Genomic DNA, 21,003 nt, shown 5'->3' with positions numbered 1-21,003 from the left:
GAGGGACACTGCCTAGTCTCCTGCGTCAGGCTAGTTGAACTAATTTACTGTTTCTTTTCGATGAACCACACCACTACTTTTAGCGCGTTTTTCACTACCGTTTAATAGTAGCTCACAGCCATTGCAACAGCGCTAAAGTGCGATGTAGCCATCTTTTTGATTTTCATATCTGCGATACGAAATTAATCCAGGTGATCGCCACCAGAAAAGGTAATTTAGAGCGACTCACCGCTCTCGTCGCTAGTATCCTTAAAATAGTATGCGTAATTTTACCTTAAACCTTAAGTGTAAAATCAGTATGCCATTTAACATTTTAACGACACTAATAAACGTCTTCATAGATGCCCGCACATCGAGTCAGTTTGCGGACTGTCTATGTTTAGATTAAACGTATCGGCAACGGCCATAGTGAAAATGACCTTATTAGTTCCCGATTATGCATCTCAGTCCTTTTTTGAGGGCGGAAATTTCCTCATGTGAAAGTTTACTCAGCAAGGTCGCCTCGTGTTGCTTTGCTATCGTAAACAGCCTGGATTGAAGATCAACACCCTTAGACGTAAGGCTGATCTTGTTATCGATACACTGAACGACTTTTTGTTCACTCAATAATTCAAGGGATTGTTTTAAATCCTTGCTGGGCTGCATTACCCGCTCACCTAAATCATCAACGTCAAATGCCGATGATTCCGTTAATATGGTTAATATCCGCCAGTGCTCCGGTGTCACGTTGCAGCCATCGACCAACAACGGATAGAGTTCCTTGCGGTACTGGGAAATAGATGAGTTGAGAAGATATAAAAGATAATCGTTTAAAAACTCACTACTACTGCTATTTATTTCATTTTTCGCACTAGTGTTTGGATGTTGCGATGTAATAGCGTAACTGCCACTGGAAAAAACCAGCGGCATCGTGGAGTCGTCATGAGAATAGCTGATTACTTCACCGACAATAATCAGATGATCCCCCCCTTCATAGACATTCCACGTTTTGCACTCAAATTGCGCTCCGCAGCCTTCAAGCAAGGGGATACCACCTAAGCCTGAAGCATAAGATACATCCTTGAATTTATCTTCGCCACGCCCGGCAAACCGGTTAGACATGGCAACTTGTGCTTCACTGAGCACGTTCACAGCAAAATATTCTGTATTTTCGAAAATGTTGGCACTGAAAGCACTTTTATCAACACTCCACAAAACGAGCGCGGGGTCAATTGAAACACTGTTGAAACTACTGGCAGTGCAGCCTATTGGCTCGCCATTTTGGTCAACTGCTGTAATCACCGTTACCCCGGTGGGAAATTGGCCAAGTGCGCGACGAAAATCTCTAGTATCAAACTTAGTATCACTCATAATTATGTCCTACTGAAATGCTAGCGCCCAGCCTTGTGGGCGGGTAAAGTACCTATGCCCCAATGAGCTTTAGGGTACTCCGTAATGAGCACGCGGATATTTTGTTCCGGTGCGCCAATGGAGGCCGTCACCGCTTCAGAAACAGCTTTAATTAGTGCTTCTTTTTGTTCAGTTGTACGTCCTTCCATCATATTTATGCTGACAATTGGCATCGTTAGTCTCCGGTTTACAAAGTTAAATAAATTTACCTGACAAAGTACCTAAGTCTTGATAGCGAACCGTAAAGTTATCGCCTTTTTTGACCGGTACAGCCGCAGTAATGGCGCCTATCATGACGAAAGATCCAGCCGGTAATTCTTCACCGCGCTCGCCAAGCATATTGGCCAACATAGCTACAGATGCAGCTGGGTGACCTAATACAGCCGCTCCAGCACCGACTTCGACGACTTCGCCATTTACTTCCATGACCACACCAAGCGTTTTCAAATCTAACTCTGATGCTGGTTTCATTCGACCACCGGTTACAAAGCGAGTTGAAGAGCTGTTGTCTGCTATTACGCTTTTCAAATCAAATTTGAAATCTTTGTAACGCGAGTCAATGACTTCTACTGCAGGCATCACAAAATCAGTGGCAGCCAGTACATCTGCGATATGAACACCTGGACCTTTAAGCGTTTTCTTGGTCACAAAAGCGAGTTCGGCTTCAATTTTCGGGTGTATCAATTCATCGAACTTTATTTCACCGCCGTCAGGCACACTGAAATAATCAGCAAGAAACCCATAACATGGGTTCTCGACACCCATTTGTTTCATTTTTGCCCAGGAAGTGAGTCCCATTTTCATGCCAACTATTTTATTTCCGCGAGCTTCTTTTCTGCGTCTAATTTCCCATTGAATATCAAACGCGTCTTCATACGTCATATCCGGATAGTCATCAGTGATTTTAGTCACTTCATACGCCTGCAGCTCTGCATTTTCTAAATGTTCAGCAAGCTGGTTCACTTGCTCTTTCGTTAAATTGCCCATTTCAATAATCCCATTAATTTGCTGACAGTTGTTTGCTTAACGTTATAGCCACATCTTCAATCATGTCTTCTTGACCACCGACCGTGCCGCGCCGGCCAAGCTCGACTAAAATGTCTCTGGCAGAAACACCGTATTTTTTTGCTGCCCGTTGGGCGAACAGTAAAAATGAGCTATAAACACCGGCATAACCTAACGTCAACGCCTCTCGGTCGACTCGAATCGGATGATCCATCATGGGAACGATAAGATCTTCTGCGACATCCATGATGCTGAATAAATCCACACCACTTTTTACGCCCATTCGCTCCAATACCGCGACAAATACTTCTAAAGGTGTATTACCTGCCCCTGCACCTAAGCCGGCGACTGAGCCATCGATACGTGATGCCCCTGCTTCAACCGCAGCTAATGAGTTAGCGATAGCCATGCCCATATTGTGATGTCCATGAAAGCCAATTTCTATTTCACTCGGTAATTCTCGACGCAATAAACCAATTTTTTCGCTCACCTCAGTCGGCAACATATAGCCAGCAGAGTCAGTGCAATATACGCAGTTAGCGCCATAGCTCACCATTAACTTTGCTTGCTCAAGTATCGTGGATGACGAGGTCATATGCGCCATCATTAAAAAGCCAACGGTATCCATATTCAATTTGCGAGCTAAATCAATATGCTGCTCTGAAACATCCGCCTCAGTACAGTGAGTCGCCACGCGTATAGTCGATACACCCAAGTCTTTCGCCATACGCAAATGATCAACGGTCCCAATGCCAGGTATCAACAAAGCGGAAACTTTGGCCTGTTTCATCTGTGGTATCACCGCTTTTAAATATTCTTCATCGGAGTGAGCAGGGAAACCATAATTTACCGATGAACCACCCAGTCCGTCACCGTGCGTCACTTCTATCAGCGGAATACCAGCTTGATCTAAGCCCTTGGCTATAGTGACCATCTGCTCTTTACTAATTTGATGTCTTTTGGCGTGCATGCCATCTCGAAGACTCATGTCATGTAAAATGACGCTTTTTCCAGATAAATTCATTTTGTCACTCTCCTTTTCAGGCGCGCGATGGCAATTGAACACTGCCAGACGCTAACTCTTGTGCAAACATTTCAGCCGTGCGTAATCCAGCAGCCGTCATAATGTCTAAGTTGCCTGAATATTTTGGTAGAAAATCTCCCAACCCTTCAACTTCTAAAAAGACCGAAACACGATTGCCATCAAACACTGGGCCATTTTTTATACGATATCCAGGGACGTACTTTTGTACCTCTTTGGCCATATTTAGAATCGACTCTGTAATCGCTTTTTCATCAGGCGTGTCTTTGGTCAAGCAATGCACAGTGTCCCGCATAATTAGAGGTGGCTCGGCAGGATTAATGATGATTATGGCTTTGCCTTTGTCAGCGCCGCCAATTTTCTCGACCGCACGGGCTGTCGTACGCGTAAATTCATCAATATTCTTGCGGGTACCCGGTCCGGCTGACTTAGATGAAACAGTGGCTATAATTTCGCCATATTCGACATCTTGAACTTGTGATACTGCGGCAACCATAGGGATAGTTGCCTGACCACCACACGTCACCATATTCACGTTCATCTCTAGCTTTTTCGCGTGCTCTTTGAGGTTTACTGGCGGAATACAAAATGGTCCAATTGCGGCAGGCGTTAAATCAATCATGATGACGCCAAGTTCATTGAGTTTACGACTGTTCTCTGCATGGACATACGCAGACGTTGCATCAAAGGCGATACGAATGTCGTCTGAAATAATGTGCTCCAGCACACCATCCACGCCAGTTGAGCAAGTTTTTATACCCATTTCACGGGCGCGTTTTAACCCTTCTGACGTCTCATCTATTCCTACCATCCAAACAGGCTCAATCCAGTCTGAGCGTTTCATTTTCATTAACAGGTCGGTACCGATATTACCTGGCCCGATGATGACGGCTTTTAATTTTTTGTTCATAGTTTTACTCACCTATAAGCATTTGAAAAAACGCGGCTAAACAAAACGCGCCGAAACGCTACCAATTCCACCCACAGAAACACGCATGGAATCCCCGGCATGAACCGGCTCTAGTGGCACGAGTGAACCAGACATAATGACTTCTCCCGCTTTTAGGGGGATACCATAACGGCCAAGGGTATTTGCCAACCAGACCACGCAATTCACCGGGCTATTTAAGGCTGCAGCGCCGGCACCAGTAGATATAATGGCGCCGTTTTTCTCTACTACCATTCCGCATGTAGACAGGTCAACGTCGCGAGGGTTAACCGCTCTATCGCCTAACACAAAAACACCGCAGGATGCGTTATCTGCGACCGTATCTTGAATTTTTATTTTCCAATCTTCGATACGCGAATCGACCACTTCAATGGCTGCCATAACAAAGTCTGTTGCTGCCAACACATCAGCGGCAGTGACACCCGGACCTAATAAGTCGTGCTTCAAAATAAAGGCAATTTCACCTTCGGCTTTCGGCTGGATCAGCTGCCCACTAATAGGCACTTCTTCCCCTTCACTAAAGACCATTTTATCGGTTAGAAAGCCAAAATCAGGTTGTCCGACTTTGAGCATGTTCATCACCGCTTTTGAGGTCACACCAATTTTTTTACCAATGACTCTTTCGCCATCAGCAAGGCGTAATTCGTTTAGATGTAAAGACACTTTGTAAGCGTCATCAATCGTCATTTCAGGGTGAACTTCTGTCAGTGGTTTGATGCACTGACGCGAACGTAACGCCTTATATAACTGTTCGCCACATTGTTTTATATTTTCGTCATTCATAGTTGGCTCTCTACATTTTGATACAGATGTTTTTTAATTCGGTATAAAATTCGAGTGAATGATGCCCACCTTCACGACCAATACCTGATTGCTTAGCTCCGCCAAACGCGGTGCGCAAGTCACGTAAGAACCAAGAGTTAACCCATGCAATACCCACATCTAATTCTTGTGAAACCCGTATAGCTTTGGCTGTAGTTTCAGTCCATACCGCGGCAGCTAACCCGTAAACGGTTGCATTGGCCATATCAATAGCTTCTTGCTCTGTATCAAAGGGTTGTATATGACAACAAGGGCCAAAGATTTCTTCTTTCACGGTGCGAGCGTTTTCGCTCAAACCGGTCCAAATTGTCGGCTCAACCCAAGCTCCTTGGTCAAGTTCGCCGCCCATGTTGGGCACACCGCCTCCAAGATGAACTTTCGCACCTTCTTCCACGGCTAATTTGTAATAGCTAAGCACTTTTTCTTTATGCTCTAAGCTAACCAAAGGCCCCATATTGACGCCCTCTTCTTCAGGCACGCCTAATTTAAGTTCTTTTGCCGCTTCAGTGAGTCGACTAACGAATTCGTCAAAAATAGGACGTTCGACATACACACGCTCAGTGCCCAAACAAACTTGTCCACAGTTGGCAAATACTGACCGCATGGTGCCTTCAATTGCCTTATCCATGTCGCAATCAGCAAAAACGATTGCTGGATTTTTGCCACCGCACTCAAGCGATATATTGCGCAGACCAACCGATGCTGCACGCATGATTGCTTCACCTGTGCGAGTTTCACCAGTAAAGGTAATACCATCCACATCAGGATGCTGTGTTAAAAACTCTCCAGCTGAATTAGGACCAAGACCGTGTACCACGTTAAATACACCAGGTGGAATACCGCACTCATTCATCACCTCACCGAGTAAAGTAGTCGTGGCAGGCGTTTCTTCTGAAGGCTTAACGACCACAGTATTACCACAGGCTAATGCAGGGCCTACTTTCCAAGTCATTAGTAAAAGAGGCAAGTTCCAGGGAGAAATAACCGCTATTACGCCTTTTGGTTTACGATATCCAAAATTTAAAGCTCCCGTTCCGTCTGGCGTATCCATATTGAACGATTCAGTCGCTTCATTAATTAAGGTGTCAGATAACGTTTTAAAATTTGCTGCACCACGAGGAATATCAATATGTGACGCTAAAGAACGAGGTTTACCCGTATCCAAGCACTCAGCCACAAGAAACTCTTCAAACCTTTCATTGATTCGATCAGCAACTTTATGCAATAAAGCCAATCTATTAGCTTGGGTTAATTTAGCCCAAGGGCCAGTCAATGCGGCCTTCGCGGCAGCAACTGCAGCATTAATTTCAGATTCCCCCCCCTCATGCACTAAACCAAGCAGGCTATTGTCTACAGGATTACGGTTTTCGAAGGTTCTTCCACTCTGGGAGCCACAATAGGCTCCATTAATAAAGTGTTTGAATTCAGTCACTTTACAACTCCATAAATTAAGTTAAAACTTCTAGGTACGTAGGGTGAATAACGAGTTCGTGATAGAAAATGGCTTTGCCCAAATCTTCTGCCTTCCAAGTAACTGGGGGATGATCTGGATAGTGATAATCACCGCCACAAAATACTTCGTTGCGATTTCCCGATGGATCAAAAAAGTAAACCGTTTGTCCACTGGTTAAACCGTGACGCGTGGGACCGACATCTTTTTTAGTTTCCGTCATGGTAAGCAGATCTGCGGCCTTGAGCAGGTCTTGCCATGTTTCCAATAGAAAAGATGCATGATGAAGTTTGCCAGGTGCAGGACAATCAACAAACGCGATATCATGTGCTTTCATACTGCAGCTCATGAAAGCCGCAGCGACTATATTGTCAGGCGTCACAACTTGCTCAGATAAATCAAAACCAAGCACTTCATTGAATAATGTTTGTGTTGCGGGCACATTTGGACCCATTAATAAACAATGATCAAAGCGTTCCGCTTTCATGCCCGTTAAATTTAACGGCCAAGGATCGGGGTTGACTTCTGCTAACCCCCATTTTCCGGTTTGTTCTTTTTCTGCATATAATTCAAATGTATGCCCAGTCGGAGCAACGAAACTTACACGACGTCCGCATGAATCGAGATCTCCTGCTTCATGTTCAGATACTTCACAACCATATGCTATAAGGTCGCTTTTTAGACCACTTAGTACGTCATCGTTTAGTACCTTGAAGCCCATAAAATCCAAACCGGGAGTATCCGACTCAACTAAAATCAATGAATATTTATCGACTTCAGTCCAGCCTTTTAAATAAACACGCCCTTTATCATCACGGTTAACTTCAATTAAACCAATCAGGTCTCGGTAATGTTTTAACGCTTCTTCCATATCCATTACTCTAAGTTGGATATGCCCTGGTCTTATTACACCTTTACGCATTTTGGTCTCTCCCAATTCCTATTTTACTGTTAGAGTCGGCTAAACACGCTAGGCGACCAGACGTTGTAGTTAATAACTTTTAGTTAACCTTTAACTCGGCATATAGTTAAGTCACTCGCGGGTAAAATTCGACACGCTAAAGCGATCCCCTTTGCCTCTTCTTCGATTGAAACTTTTGCTCGGCTCATGACTTTGGTTTCGTAGTCACCGTTAAGCACGATTACTTTGCAAATTCCGCAACCACCAGCACAACAACCTACCGGTAAACAAGTGTTACCAGTCCTTGTCATCGCTATCAGAACGGTCTGTCCTTTTGGACAGATAAAAATCTCTCCGTCGATATTTATGCGATAGCTCATGCTGGGTTGTTCTAAACAATGATCTAAAGGTCAATGACCAAACGGCTGCATTTAGCTCGTGAACAACACAGAGCCATTTGATCGTTGTCCGCTTTTTCTTCATCGGTTAGAAAGTGATCTCTATGATCTGGCTCACCTTCCAACACATCGGTAATGCAGGTTCCGCAGACCCCCTCTTCACACGACATATTGACTTTTATTCCAGCCTTGCGAAGCGCCTTAGCTATCGTATCGCCTGAGCCAACAGTGACCGTAATATCACTTTTTTCGCAGTACACTTCGAAACTTTCACCAGATGTGTCAACGTCTGCACTGAAATATTCAAAGTGAACCTGTTCTGATGGATAACCCATTTTTTTTGCGCTATCAATTACCCAATCCATGAAGCCTGTAGGGCCACAAACGTATATGTGCGTACCAGATTCAACTGGGCTAAAGGTAGATTGAGGGGAAAACAATTGAGACTTTTGTTGATCGTCATAGTGAAACACCACGCGCTCACCAAATGCTGCGACGAGTTCTTGCTCAAAAGCCCCCGCCCCTTTCGTACGCGTACAGTAATGAAGTTCAAACTCTTGGCTTTCGCTCAGCAAGGTATAGGCCATTGCCATCATCGGTGTAATACCAATTCCACCACCGGCTAGGATGGTTTTTTTTGCACTTTCATTGAGAGGAAAATGGTTGCGAGGGGCACTGATACATATCGTTTGCTGCTCAGCAAAGTCAGTATGAATTTTTACCGATCCGCCTCTTGAATTGGGATCATTCAACACGCCAATTCTATACACATCGCTTGAAGCGGGGTTGTTACACAATGAATATTGACGAATTAGATCATCGCTAACATGCACGTCAATATGTGCACCTGCTGAGAACGTGGGTAATGGCTTGCCATCTTTCGCCACTAATTCAAGTATAGTAATACCTGCACCTTGCTCTGTGCGTGATTTTATGACCACATCAATTAATTCATCGTTCATAAATATCTCCTAGTCATGCTTACCGCATGTATATTCCACCGTTAATGTCCCATGTAGCACCGGTTACCGTATTCGCTTCATCTGCAGCCAACATAACAACCATAGAGCCAATGAACTCTGGATTACTCATAGCCTTGACGGGGATCATGTTATTAATAATGTTTTCGAGTTTATCTGCAGGAACTTTTTCTCTAACGGATGGCACGTTTACCGGCCCGGGGGCTATAGCGTTCACGGTCACCCCAACGTCAGCAAACTGTCTAGCAAATATCTTGGTCAATGTAATAATACCCGCCTTCGAGGATGCATAGTGCGCCCCCGAGGCTGTACCGCCCATTTGCCCAGCAAGAGACGCCAGATTGACAATTCGACCAAAACCTCTATCTGCGAAATACTGACCAAATACCTGGCAGCCTAAAAAGTTGCCACGCAGGTTAATATCCAATACTTGGCTAAATTCTTCGGCGGTGATTTCCATCACCGGGGTAGTGGGTGTCATCGCAGCGTTGTTGACTAATAGATCACAATGCCCAAAGGTTTCAATCGTAAAGGCAAGTGCTGCAGTGAAATCATGTTTACGCATAACATCAAGCTTAGTACTCGCGGCTTTTTCACCACTCTTGTCAAGCCGCAGTGCGGCTTGCTGCGCACTAGATGAATTGATATCACTTACCACTACCAAATAACCAGCCTTAAGTAACGATTCACAGATCACATATCCCAATCCTTGGGCTGCTCCGGTGACCAATGCTACTTTTGTCTTATCAGTTCTCATATTTGCACCTAAAATAAGTAACTGACAGTCGTCAGGTGCTGACTGGACTTCATTATTTTGACTATTTTTTCAGCAATCTTAAAACTGCCGCCGTCCCGTACTAATTTAAACTGCAAATTTGCTGGGTAGCAGCGCACACCGTTTTTATTGTTTTCATACAAGCAATAAGCACAACGTACGCGTACCAAGCCATCTACATCGTCAAGAATGCGAAATCTCGACATTGTGCGCACAGTTTTTTCACTTAATTGAGTTGAAATTGCACTGCCGCTAGTTAAACGCTCAATGCGTAACAACCGCATCTGGTGGTTGTCGTAAGCCACATTTAACGTGTTTGCGTAGTCAGTCGCATTATGATCAACAGGAACAATGTACAAACCTGATTCAAGCCACAGATCTAGCCATTGGAGGTACTCTTTGTTATCAAGCATATCCGCTTCGATATTCAAAAAGGCGGTCACATCGGCGAGCAATTGGGTATCTAGTTTCATTTATCTGATTCCTTACTGTTCACTTGACTTAGACATTAACTTTTTATACTGCTGGTAAGCGGCGCGCATACCCGTCTCGGAACATACAGCTCCTTTGATATTGCCATCCACAGAAGTAGAGAGTTTTGACATTCCGCGGTTGATCATAATCCAGCCATCGGTTCCAGCCATCGAACCAGCCTGAACACGCTCCCACGCTTCGCCATCATCCGGCGTACCGAAGCCCATAGGGCCTTGAAAATGTTCATGTAAGCGAATGCGTTTTTGATTGAATGCTTCTGGCGCACCTTCGCCACCGAGCGCAATATGATGGATCTCTGTTTCATTGACACTGATAGGTACTAAGTTTCTAAAAAATGCCATTGAACAGGCAACGTTTGGAAAAAGATTTAGGTTAAATCCACTGCCACCAACTGCTCTCACCAGCCGCCTGACTTCAAGATCTGAGTGCCCTTCATTGGCTAACTGCTTAGCTAAATCCGCATAACGTTCAGGAATGGGTTCGTCTAAATTTTCCTCCAAATCGACTAACTCCGGGATCATAACCATAACACTGTGGCCGTGACCTAGGTCTTCAACGAAACCATCACCGTCTAAGAAGTCAAAGACTTCGGCTGCTTGTTCATCTACTGAAGCGATGAATGACTTGTGTACAATAGGAAAATGGTAAGCATCGGTAGTATTCTCTAATTGGATCTTCCAGTTTCCAGGAAATCTGAATCTGTGGTCACCCATAGCTTTCAAAGGATAACCGCCGCCTTGTTTAACAAACAAATCAATCCATTTTTTGGCACCACCCAAGAAATCTTCGAGGGGTTCAAGATCTTCTTTTAAGGTGGCGAAAATCATTCCTTGGTAAGACTCAGTACGTAGTTTAATCAAACCAAATTCTGCTTTATCGAGGATGTTTTCATATTCCTCTGGCTTAGGTAGAGCACGCAAACTTCCATCGAGACCATATCCCCAACCGTGATAAGGGCATGTAAAAGCTTTCGTTTTACCTGTTTTTCCTTCGCACACTGTGGCACCGCGATGACGACACCGATTGAGCATCACGTGGATATTTTTCTTGCGGTCACGCACAACGATCACCGGTTGCCGGCCAATGGTGGCAGTTTTATACGATCCTGCTTCTGGTAGCTCACTTTCATGCGCCAACCATACCCAGGTGTTATTGAAGATTTTGTCTAACTCTTCCTCGAATACTTTTTCATCCGAGTAAAGTGACTTATGAATGCGATCATCTAGCACCAAGTCTGCGGTGCTGTTTATATTTTTAACTTTAATTTCAGTTTTCATTCTAGATCCTATTTAGGTACCGGCAATGCTGCACTGTTGTCCCAAGGTCCACTTATGGGTCGGCTAAACTTGTTTTCAGTTTTGAAGTGAGTAATTTGCCAAAATCTACCCGACAACCTGAATTTAGCAGTAATTCGGGCGCAGCTTAGCTGTGACTTACCGTCGATAAAATCAGATGGTTGCATTAACATCCAACTACCTTTAGCTTCATTTCCGTCTACTGTTATTACTTCATTACCCAATAAATGCACATTGAGAGAAAAGTGACCAGGTACCGCAATGTATTTGGCGAACATCATTTCAATAGCATTTATCCCAACGTGGCGACCAAATGTTTTTGCATAACGTTTACCCTTGCCTTCCCAAACAGCATCTTCAGTGAATAACTGCATGAGAGTTTCAAGTTCAAAACCTGGTCCCAAATCATCACAAAGACTCATATAATTGTGCATACATGCACTGACGCGCTTTTCATTTTCCAGCGCAGTCAAGCGTTGTTGTAGTGCTTCCAAATTGAGTAACGAAGTCATATTAACCTTCCTTAAATTAACTAGGGACAACCAGCTCACGACCTATGCGTGCTTCAACTTTGGCGTATTTCCACAGACTATACGTACCGTCACCAACAGGGGTTGAGCGGAAAAAATCACAACTCGCAATAACCGTTTCAATGTCTGGAACATCGGCCATAATATAGGCAGTCCATGGCGCTGTAGCGGAAGGGCCAACCATAATACGATCGTCGTCCATAATGCCTAACACCTTCACGTCTGGTAGATCAGAGATGCCTTTCATCATGGCACTGAAGGCTTGCCAAACATCACCCATTACCTCTTTGGTTGAATCCATAAAATTTTGATTTATACCGATACAAAACAGCACACGGTGAGTTGTTAATTTAGTCATGATTTTTCCTCAAATAAGTTTATTAATGTTTATAGATAACCAGGGAAAGGTTGATGCTCAAACATCATTGCTCCTGCATTTTGATAAGTGACATCGCCCATAAAGGCATGTTGGGTCACTAAATGTACGTCGCGAAAACAGCGAGAAAGCGGATGGTCTAAATAAGCCCCCTGCATGCCAGACAATTGATAGGCGATACGGGTAGCATCTGCGCATTCTCTGGCAACATTGGTGGTGGCTAACCTGACTAAACTGACTTGATCAGGCGTTGGCTCTTCACCGCGAACAATTGCGTCCCAAACCTCATCAGTTGCATCATAAAAGAAAGCTCGAGATGAGCGAACTTTCGCTTCGGCTTTTGCTATATCTATTTGGGCGTAATGGCGCTCACCTAAATTAGGTGCACCAGTCACAGATTTTCTGCCCTTAGCCGAACTTGTTACAACGTCGATAGCTTCTCTGGCAATCCCTAAGGCAGTCACAGACAAAACTTGAGCAGCAAAAGATAAAGATGGATATTTAAAGAAAGGAAGATCAACCGTAGGTTTACCGCCGCGAACAAATGTCCACTCTTCAGGCACAAAGACATTTTCAACGACTAAATCAAAACTACCCGTTCCGACCATGCCATGAACATTCCAGGTCTTGTCTATTTTCACTTTGTCTGCGGCTAACACCGCCATCTTAGGTAACTGCTTACCATCATCAGGCATAACTCCAACACCTAAAAGAGACGCACCCATGCAGCCACTGGCAAACTGCCAGCGTCCGTTAATCATATATCCACCGTCTACTTTTTCGGCTTTTTGCGGCGGAAAAATACCCCCGGCAAAGACAATGTCTGGCGAGTTTTTCCAAACTTCATCTAAGGTTTCTTTAGGCAGTGCAGCAAGATAGGCGGGGTTCATACCAAAACTAGCCACCCAACCAGCAGAGCCATCTGCCGCTGAAATAGCCTCAATGGCCTTCAAGAATTCACTGGGCGTTTTTCCTCCACCACCAAAACTTTCAGGAACAAAAGAACGGTAAATTCCGATATCTTTAAATTTTTCAATGATGTCTTGTGAAATATAACGCTGCTCTTCAAATTCAGCTCGACGCGCTCTAATATCAGCAAGTAAGTTGTTAAATTTAACTTCTCCACCCCACTGACTCTTATTTACTGCATTTTTATACATAGCTTATCTCCAACAATTACGCCTAAATTTTATTCGTATCGCTAAGTCTCTTGGCGATGTAGCAAATAACTTCATCACTTCCTTTTGCGCCGACCAGTTGCATACCAACAGGCTTACCAAGGTTATTGCGAATAGGGATTGTGATAGCAGGGTGCCCAGACAGATTGAAAGGCCGAGTTAACGAACTAATTTGCAGATCATTTTGACCTGCAAGTGCGTCTATCCTTTTAAGAGGAAATGACGCAAGCGTTGGTAAAACAAGCGCATCGACGCCTTTGAGTGCTGAATCGACTTCTTGGCTAAATTTTTTGCGTACAACTTCAGCCTTAGTAACGATACTTTCGTCTATATTTTTTGCAGCAAGCAATCTATTTGCTACATCAGCCCCGAGCTTACCGGTCTCGACCAAGTATGCATATGCTTGGCACATTTCAAAATTCATCAGCTTCAACGCCATTTGAAATGCAGCAGTAAAGCTTGGCAGACTGGTTTGACTGACTTGTATGAATTCTTTTTTCAGTGCGTCACCGACCAACATATCAATAGCACTTTCAGCATTAACTTTGACTCTGGCTAGTTTGATTGTTTCTAGCGGCTTAATAGGACTAAACGTTTTATCCATACTGCACATAGCATCAATCAACTTTTCCGCTGAAAATGCCAGCGGCCCAAGGCAGTCCAAGCTTGACTCTTCCGGTAAAACTCCGATGCGACTGATGCGTCCAAATGTTGGCTTTAGTCCATAAACACCACAACATGCTGCCGGCACTCTTATAGAGCCTCCGGTATCCGTACCAATGCTAAAATCGACACTGCCTTGAGCGACAGCGGTTGCACAACCACTTGACGAACCACCAGTAATGTAATCAGGAAAAAAATAATTAATTGGCGTGCCTAAATACTCATTAACCCCTGTCATACCAAAAGCGAGTTCATGCATATTTAGCTTACCGACGAGTTTTACACCTGAGTTAAGCATTGCAGTGACGACATCGGCATGTCTTGAAGCAATAGGATTAAGACAAAGCGCTTCACTTCCAGCTCGGGTAACGAAACCAGCAACGTCGATGTTGTCTTTAACACCGGCGATTAAACCGTTATTTTGCCCCAACTCGAATTGTTCGGTGAACACAGTCATACTTGTGTTTTACCTGCCTTTTATAAATCGATAAATTTAGATTAGAACACTTCACGTGATTATTCAAGTGATTTGTTACACAAAACCCTTCCTTATGTAACTTGATCGTTTAATCGTGACAAGAAAGGGTGTTTGATCCCACGGTGAAAAACTGATTTCCATGGAAATCGTTATCCCAATAAGCTTAAGATGAATAACGAGTTTTCAAACTGAGTGCGAGTCATGCTGATAAAAGTAACAGCAGGGGAAAGCCAGCAGCGACAATAGCCACACTAAAACTGCGATATTTGGTGGGTGCGTATTTCCTCGTGAAGGCCGTTAGTTGCACAGAAAAACCAATCACAAATACATTACCGATCAGCATTTTTGCGTCGGCCTATTTTGTCAGCACAAGGAGCAATGAACATCGCTCCAGCCAACGTAACGCTGAAAACCAACCCTAAGTTAGTCGGGCTAATTTGTAGTTTTTCACTTTTACGCTGTGCGGTAAAAGACATGGAGGGGATATCGAACCCACCTAATCTCATCAAAATAAATGAAATGAGTACAACCCGAATTTATGTAGAGGATAGACGACCTTTATCCAGAATGAGTTCGTATGGTTGGTTTGCTTGCGGTTCTAGCACTTGTTGGCTTGTATTCACAATTAGCGAGACCTTTTTATAAAATGATTAACTAAAACGGGGAGCTTATTTGACAAATTCAAATAAGCTCCCCGTCAATTACAAATGCTAATTAGTAAAAACTATATCTAAATGAGGCATACCACTGACGCCCCCGGTCTCTGATAATTTCGGTAATACCTACGTTAGCCTGATAACCGGCAGCTAAGTATTTCTCGTCGGTTAAATTTTTGAGTCCAAAGTCCACACCGTATGTCTCATCAGCCGAGTGCCACAAAACTGTTAGATCCCATAAACTTAGCTCAGGTGTAATGATCCCTGTTGAATTATCCGGATTATTGAAATATTCGGTATGGTAGTTGCCACTGATCCTGGTGGTAATAAATGACCCATTATCCAAGTCAAAATCTCTGGCTAGACTCAGACTTGCAGACCATTCTGGCACGTGATCAAACTTACTATCGGTCGTCACTACTGCAACCAGAGGGGGCTCTACGTCAATGCTCGTGTATTTTGCATCCGTGTATCCTACTGCAGCTTCAACAAACCAATAGTCGGCAAACGCTAATTTTGATTCAAGTTCAAAACCTGATATCTCAGCATTACCCACATTGGATTCAAAAAAGCCTATAAAACCAGGACTTTGTGTTCTCACTTGAATATCAGTGTAATCCATGAAGAAACTGGCGCCATTGACCGTGAACGGAAATTCATTGTTATCGTACTTAAAGCCCAATTCGTATGCTTTAACAAATTCGGGGCCAAATGAAGGCACTACAGGTAATGGTGGGAAAATACGTTGAACGAAGCCACCCGAGCGGAACCCTTCAGAATATGTTGAATAGACCATCAACTCATCACTGGCCTTATAAGCTAAGTTAAGCATAGGAGTGGTTTCTTGCGTATCTCGCTTGTTCAAACCAAGTGGCAAAATGGGAGTGCCTGCAGGAATACCTATATTACTGCTTAATACAATCTGCACCGGATCAAAGGTTTTTTCTTCATCGGTGTACCTTAATCCCAAGGTCAACTCTAATTTCTCAGCGAGATTGTAGGTACCCTGTGCAAATAATGCTGAACTGGTAGTCGTAAAGTCATTATCACTGTCAAAATTAGCAATGGCAAAATCAAGGATATTCCGATTGTTTCCCTCCTCGTCAAAGTAATATAGACCCACTATCCATTGTAGCTTGTCATCTGGGGAGGTACCTGACAGTTGTAATTCTTGTGAAAACTGTGATGAGTCAAATGTGTCCGAAAAGTGCACAACCTTTAACGGTGAACCATCGGAATCCTTTGAGAATTCAGCGGCCAGATCCCGATAAGCGGTAATGGATTTTAACTGCAGATCCTCACTTATGTCCCAAGTTACCCTTAAATTTGCGCCCCAAGTATCTGTCATAGAAAAAGCAGGTGCCGTGCCAAGGTTCTCACCCTCACTTACATACTGGTTGTTGTAACAGATTGGATCAGTGGAGGTAACCCCCCCCGGAAAGGCACAATCTTCACCTTGTAAAACGTTATTATAGAAACCTGCAAAGGAGCCATCGACCTTGGTGCCTGAATCTGTCAATTCAAATGCCGGGCCATTCTCATCTTCTGTGCTGTAGTCTAAGGTCAGATTGACTTCTACATCGTCAGACGCCTCCCACAAAAGGCCTCCGCGAAAAGCTAACTTGTCATCGTCCCCTAAATCACCACCCGCCGGACGTTTTACATAACCGTCCTGGGTTGCATTTAATGCAGAAAAGTTGCCATATAAACCATCGATGATAGCGCCGCTAACAGAGACTTTGAATTTGGCCATCGAGTCAGTGCCAACAGTGGCATCGACATATCCCTCAAATCCATCCGTCGGTTTTTTGCTATAAAGAGCGATAGCACCGCCTACATTATTTCGGCCAAACAGGGTTCCTTGAGGCCCACGCAGTACCTCAATACGATCGACGTCAAGCAGATCTACCGCTGCACCAACGGTTCTGGCGATGTACACATCGTCAATATAAAAACCAACACCATTGTCAATCGTGCCTAAAAAATCCCGTTGACCAACACCACGTATGTAGACCGTTGCCACGGAAGAAGAGCCACCGACTGACGGGTTATTTTGGTAGGTTAGGTTTGGCGTGATACTGCCCACTTCTGAAATATTTTCAATCCCCCTGGCTTCAAGACCATCACCAGAAAACGCCGTAAGAGATATTGGTGCATCCTGCAGACTTTCTTCTCTTTTTCTCGCGGTAACCTGGATGGTCTCCATCATTGCCCCGACGCCAGACTTCTTTTGTTCATTAGATTGTTCTTCGAGTTGGTTTTGTTGGGCATATGCTGGCAGTGAACCAATTGCAGATAGGGCTACGACTGATAAAAAATAATTCTTAAACCGTGAATTCTTCTTAACGTCTATTCTTCTTCGAGGTATTGACATCGTGTGTGCTCCGCTGGTTGTTATTAAATTATTTTAATAAACCCATATATAAATATGACTTATTACTTTATTAGTCAAGTAATAAGTCAAGTAAATTCGTGTTATAAATTCAAACTAAATGACTAATTTGGGTGATAACATTGCCATTAATGTGAATTGTCACGTAAAATATCGGGTTGAAATTGTTTAATAAGGAGTAAAAAAATGAACAAACCTACGGACGTACTTGATAAATTTAAACCCGCTTCGGGTGATTTCGAATTCCAGCAATATCCTTTTTATTGGTTAATGAGAGTCGGCAGTGCATATTCATTAAGAATGGAAAAATCTCTCAAAAAAGGCGGGATCAACATAACCGCTTGGCGTATTTTGATGATTTTAAGAGAAATGGGTACCTTAAGTGTGAGTGATATTGCAACACACGCTGTGGCAAAAACACCTACAATCACAAGAGCAACATATAAACTTCAAACCGAAGGACTTGTGAACATCTCCACCAGTGAGAAAGATGGCAGAGTATCAATGGTAAAATTGACCCATAATGGAGAAGAAGCTATTGCCAAAGTCATTGATAACTCCAAAAGACTTTTTGAAAGTATATATGCTGACTTTTCTGCCGAGCAAATCGAAGCTTTAAACGGTACATTGCAAAAACTGTTTCTGAATTTAGCCGAGTTTTAGGTGTTAACGCATGATGAAATACAATTTAAAAGATTAATGGGCCATAAAAATTGAAACTACTGATCATTGGAACGGGTGGGATCGGAGGTTATTACGGGTATAAATTACAGCAATCAGGTAGTCAGGTCGTCTTCACGGCTCGAAGCACCCATTTAGAAGCTCTCCAGGGAAATGGACTGACGTTAGAACATGAACGAACGACCTATCATGCTAACGTCGATGTTCATTCTCATAAACAAATTGTCGAAAAATTTAGAGCTGATTATTTTGATTTAATTATCCTCACGCTAAAATCTCATTCAACGCTTCATTTCATTGAAGAGATGGGAAATTGGCTTAAAGAACACCCGACGTTTATTTTATCACTGCAAAACGGTGTTGATAATGAAAACGTACTATCTAGTTTACTGGGCGAACAAAGAGTATTAGGCGGACTCGCTGTTAGAATTGGTAGTCATGTTATTAAACCTGGCGTCGTGAAATCAACCGGTAAAGCTGAAATTGTTCTCGGAGCTTGGCCAAACAACCTCCACATTTCCCAATCCAAAAGCTCGGTTCTCAATCAATTTTCAGCAGCCTTAGACCTTGCGCAAATTCCCTATAAAATCAGTGCTGACATCCAGAAAGAACTATGGCGAAAATTAATGATCAATAACGGAGTGAACCCTCTTTCTGCGATCACAGGGCTAGATACATTTGCGATAACGAATCAAGAAAAACTCGGGAAAATAGTTTACGCCATGATGCAAGAGACAGTCACTGCCGCTTCAGCAGACGGCGTGGAATTAACACAACAAGATCTTGCGGAAATGTTCGAGTTAATCAAAACATTCAATCCTATTAAAACGTCTATGCTGATAGATAAAGAGCTAGGTAGAGAAATGGAGTTAGATAGTATTATCGGGGCAGTATTAAACAGGTGTGAAAATTTGGGTATAGATGCTCCTTACAATAAAATGGCTTATGCACTACTGACTAGTCAAATATAGCTTAAGCAGATTCTTCTCACAGCACGTGTATGACTGGATATTCATTGAATAATCCGGGGCAACCGCACGAGGTCTAATTTACCTGAAATCTGGTGGAATGTAACCCTCCCGGGTCATAGCTGAAAATAGCTAACCCCACCAAAGCAAACAAAATACTGATAAGCCTAATAAAACCTATTCAGCTATGGGTGCCAATGGTTCACTTTTGGCTGAGGCGCACCTCAAGCCAAAGGTGCTTTATTTTGAATGAGCTAGTTATTTGATGCCATTCAAGCGCTGTTGAATAAGGTCGGTATCGACAACGTTAGGGTCAAAATTTTCGCCACACCATTCGATCATTTCTGGATACTGTGGATCGTCTGGATTGGCAATCATGTGCTTAAGATCCTCGTATCCAGGTTCGCCACCACAATCTTCTGGTGGGCAGGCTCCCTCTGCCATTACCATAAAGTATTTGTGCGGTGGGGATTGAGTCGAAGGTTTAACAAAGATTTGATGCTCCCAATGATCCCCGAAGTCATAGACATAAGTAAACTGCTTACTGCGCCCAAGTAACCGATTAAGCTGCTTTCTGCGCTGATCAATCAAGCTGCCATCGTCAAAATCAAAAATCTCACCATAGTTTTCATCACCAAATTGAAACATGTGAAGGTGGCAGCTTAACCAGCCCATTGCCTCATTTATGACCTGGGCTAATTTAATCAGGGTAATGTTATGGGGGACACAGACTACCCTTCTTACTAATGGACTGGTTACGTTTTTCAAATGGATGTCGAGCAGAATATACTTATCATTCATGATTGGATTAGCGCTTTATTAGGATGAGTGAATGAAGTCGATTGTAACTAAGTTTTGCTAAATATGGATCCATAACCTCTATCGGATCCGAGCTTGGTGTGGGTGGCGCATTATTTTTTCTCTAGCAAGATTTGAAATTTTTGCGCGGTTTTTTGTTCATTTGCATCTGACATCATCATGCTTACTATTGCCACCGGGGAGTCCGAGATCGCTTTTATTCCGTTATCCACTATGTGGTTCCACTCGGCTTCCTTAATCTTGCGGTCTTGATACAATAAACTATTTTCCTTTTCTACCACGATCAGGCAAAGGGTTGTCTTACATTCAACTCTCTCAATGGAATAGGTATCAGTGTACTGCTGGGTGATCAGCCCATCAGTTAGTGTGGTTTCAACACTACTGGCCCAGTCTGGCTCTCTGCTTTGAGCTTTGAATCGTTGTGCAAATAATTTTAATCGCTGTTCCAGCGGGAAGATGGTTGGTTTGGCATCGCCAGGCGTTGGGTCTTGTTCAGGCTCTGCAACTGGTTCCACCTGTTTCGCCTGTTAAATAATATCGTCGTGTTGCTCTGGGACTCCGCCTGCATTTAGCGGCTCTATTGTATCTTGGCGTTCAATCTCTTGGTTGATAGCAGGCTGTTGCTCGCCATAAAAAATGTCGTTTTTGACTGGGCTATCTTCCTCTAAGCAGCCTTTGACGAAAAACCCGGTCAGAAACGCTAGCACTATGGCCAGCATAAAAGCGCTATATTTCACTTGGATCCCTTATGCCGTGGCGGG

23 protein-coding genes are annotated in these 21,003 nt (G+C 43.5%); 2 read left to right on the top strand and 21 right to left on the bottom strand.

Features of this window, described 5'->3' with window-relative positions:
* Positions 1-423: 423 nt before the first annotated feature.
* From AC3RV5_RS01345 to AC3RV5_RS01260, 18 genes are all read right to left on the bottom strand, one after another.
* Positions 424-1,350, bottom strand: a complete 927-nt coding sequence (locus AC3RV5_RS01345) for a flavin reductase (RefSeq protein WP_489730208.1) — start codon at positions 1,348-1,350, stop codon at positions 424-426.
* A 20-nt stretch (positions 1,351-1,370) separates the two neighbouring features.
* Complete coding sequence (thmT, locus tag AC3RV5_RS01340; RefSeq protein WP_489730207.1) at positions 1,371-1,562, bottom strand: 2-hydroxymuconate tautomerase; 192 nt, start codon at positions 1,560-1,562, stop codon at positions 1,371-1,373.
* 22 nt (positions 1,563-1,584) lie between these two features.
* A complete protein-coding gene (gene dmpH, locus AC3RV5_RS01335; RefSeq protein WP_489730206.1) occupies positions 1,585-2,376 on the bottom strand; it encodes a 2-oxo-3-hexenedioate decarboxylase in 792 nt (263 codons plus the stop codon).
* Between the two features lie 13 nt (positions 2,377-2,389).
* A complete protein-coding gene (gene dmpG / locus AC3RV5_RS01330) occupies positions 2,390-3,418 on the bottom strand; it encodes a 4-hydroxy-2-oxovalerate aldolase (RefSeq protein WP_489730205.1) in 1,029 nt (342 codons plus the stop codon).
* A gap of 16 nt (positions 3,419-3,434) precedes the next feature.
* Positions 3,435-4,346 carry an acetaldehyde dehydrogenase (acetylating) gene (locus tag AC3RV5_RS01325; RefSeq protein ID WP_489730204.1) on the bottom strand — a complete coding sequence of 304 codons (912 nt, stop codon included), beginning with the start codon at positions 4,344-4,346 and terminating at the stop codon, positions 3,435-3,437.
* Between the two features lie 36 nt (positions 4,347-4,382).
* Entirely contained in the window at positions 4,383-5,168 is a 786-nt protein-coding gene (dmpE, locus tag AC3RV5_RS01320) for a 2-oxopent-4-enoate hydratase (protein WP_489730203.1), read from the bottom strand.
* Positions 5,169-5,178: 10 nt separating this feature from the next.
* Positions 5,179-6,639: a 2-hydroxymuconic semialdehyde dehydrogenase gene (locus tag AC3RV5_RS01315; RefSeq protein WP_489730202.1), complete on the bottom strand. Its 1,461-nt coding sequence runs from the start codon at positions 6,637-6,639 to the stop codon at positions 5,179-5,181.
* Between the two features lie 16 nt (positions 6,640-6,655).
* On the bottom strand, positions 6,656-7,579 hold the full coding sequence (locus AC3RV5_RS01310) for a catechol 2,3-dioxygenase (RefSeq protein ID WP_489730201.1): 924 nt from the start codon (positions 7,577-7,579) through the stop codon (positions 6,656-6,658).
* Positions 7,580-7,662: 83 nt separating this feature from the next.
* The gene (locus AC3RV5_RS01305) at positions 7,663-7,869 is read right to left on the bottom strand and encodes a 2Fe-2S iron-sulfur cluster-binding protein (protein ID WP_489732065.1); all 207 of its coding nucleotides are present in this window, start codon (positions 7,867-7,869) and stop codon (positions 7,663-7,665) included.
* A 92-nt stretch (positions 7,870-7,961) separates the two neighbouring features.
* On the bottom strand, positions 7,962-8,918 hold the full coding sequence (locus AC3RV5_RS01300; RefSeq protein ID WP_489730200.1) for a PDR/VanB family oxidoreductase: 957 nt from the start codon (positions 8,916-8,918) through the stop codon (positions 7,962-7,964).
* A 19-nt stretch (positions 8,919-8,937) separates the two neighbouring features.
* Positions 8,938-9,693: an SDR family NAD(P)-dependent oxidoreductase gene (locus AC3RV5_RS01295; RefSeq protein WP_489730199.1), complete on the bottom strand. Its 756-nt coding sequence runs from the start codon at positions 9,691-9,693 to the stop codon at positions 8,938-8,940.
* An 8-nt stretch (positions 9,694-9,701) separates the two neighbouring features.
* A complete protein-coding gene (locus AC3RV5_RS01290) occupies positions 9,702-10,184 on the bottom strand; it encodes an aromatic-ring-hydroxylating dioxygenase subunit beta (protein WP_489730198.1) in 483 nt (160 codons plus the stop codon).
* A 12-nt stretch (positions 10,185-10,196) separates the two neighbouring features.
* Entirely contained in the window at positions 10,197-11,483 is a 1,287-nt protein-coding gene (locus tag AC3RV5_RS01285) for an aromatic ring-hydroxylating oxygenase subunit alpha (protein WP_489730197.1), read from the bottom strand.
* A gap of 8 nt (positions 11,484-11,491) precedes the next feature.
* Complete coding sequence (locus AC3RV5_RS01280) at positions 11,492-12,013, bottom strand: nuclear transport factor 2 family protein (RefSeq protein ID WP_489730196.1); 522 nt, start codon at positions 12,011-12,013, stop codon at positions 11,492-11,494.
* Positions 12,014-12,029: 16 nt separating this feature from the next.
* Positions 12,030-12,389 carry a hypothetical protein gene (locus AC3RV5_RS01275; protein WP_007618742.1) on the bottom strand — a complete coding sequence of 120 codons (360 nt, stop codon included), beginning with the start codon at positions 12,387-12,389 and terminating at the stop codon, positions 12,030-12,032.
* 29 nt (positions 12,390-12,418) lie between these two features.
* Positions 12,419-13,567, bottom strand: coding sequence for an acyl-CoA dehydrogenase family protein (locus AC3RV5_RS01270; protein ID WP_489730195.1), 1,149 nt, complete (start codon positions 13,565-13,567; stop codon positions 12,419-12,421).
* Between the two features lie 22 nt (positions 13,568-13,589).
* Positions 13,590-14,705 carry an amidase gene (locus tag AC3RV5_RS01265; protein ID WP_489730194.1) on the bottom strand — a complete coding sequence of 372 codons (1,116 nt, stop codon included), beginning with the start codon at positions 14,703-14,705 and terminating at the stop codon, positions 13,590-13,592.
* A gap of 735 nt (positions 14,706-15,440) precedes the next feature.
* Positions 15,441-17,756 carry a TonB-dependent receptor gene (locus AC3RV5_RS01260; RefSeq protein ID WP_489730193.1) on the bottom strand — a complete coding sequence of 772 codons (2,316 nt, stop codon included), beginning with the start codon at positions 17,754-17,756 and terminating at the stop codon, positions 15,441-15,443.
* Between the two features lie 204 nt (positions 17,757-17,960).
* On the opposite strand from AC3RV5_RS01260, the gene AC3RV5_RS01255 reads away from it, so the two are divergent.
* Together AC3RV5_RS01255 and AC3RV5_RS01250 are read left to right on the top strand one after the other, a co-directional pair.
* Positions 17,961-18,437, top strand: coding sequence for a MarR family winged helix-turn-helix transcriptional regulator (locus AC3RV5_RS01255; protein ID WP_489730192.1), 477 nt, complete (start codon positions 17,961-17,963; stop codon positions 18,435-18,437).
* Between the two features lie 50 nt (positions 18,438-18,487).
* On the top strand, positions 18,488-19,426 hold the full coding sequence (locus AC3RV5_RS01250) for a ketopantoate reductase family protein (protein ID WP_489730191.1): 939 nt from the start codon (positions 18,488-18,490) through the stop codon (positions 19,424-19,426).
* Between the two features lie 255 nt (positions 19,427-19,681).
* Here AC3RV5_RS01250 and AC3RV5_RS01245 read toward each other — a convergent pair whose 3' ends face one another.
* The 3 genes from AC3RV5_RS01245 to AC3RV5_RS01235 form a co-directional block, all read right to left on the bottom strand.
* Positions 19,682-20,224 (bottom strand): plasmid pRiA4b ORF-3 family protein, encoded by a 543-nt coding sequence (locus AC3RV5_RS01245; RefSeq protein ID WP_489730190.1) that lies wholly within the window; start codon positions 20,222-20,224, stop codon positions 19,682-19,684.
* Between the two features lie 110 nt (positions 20,225-20,334).
* Positions 20,335-20,757: a hypothetical protein gene (locus tag AC3RV5_RS01240; protein ID WP_489730189.1), complete on the bottom strand. Its 423-nt coding sequence runs from the start codon at positions 20,755-20,757 to the stop codon at positions 20,335-20,337.
* A gap of 12 nt (positions 20,758-20,769) precedes the next feature.
* Positions 20,770-20,979: a hypothetical protein gene (locus tag AC3RV5_RS01235; protein WP_489730188.1), complete on the bottom strand. Its 210-nt coding sequence runs from the start codon at positions 20,977-20,979 to the stop codon at positions 20,770-20,772.
* Positions 20,980-21,003 lie beyond the last annotated feature (24 nt).

It is taken from the genome of Paraglaciecola sp. IT1134 (assembly GCF_058068185.1).
Note: the sequence above shows the minus strand (reverse complement) of the source record. Positions and strands in the feature narration are given on the sequence as shown.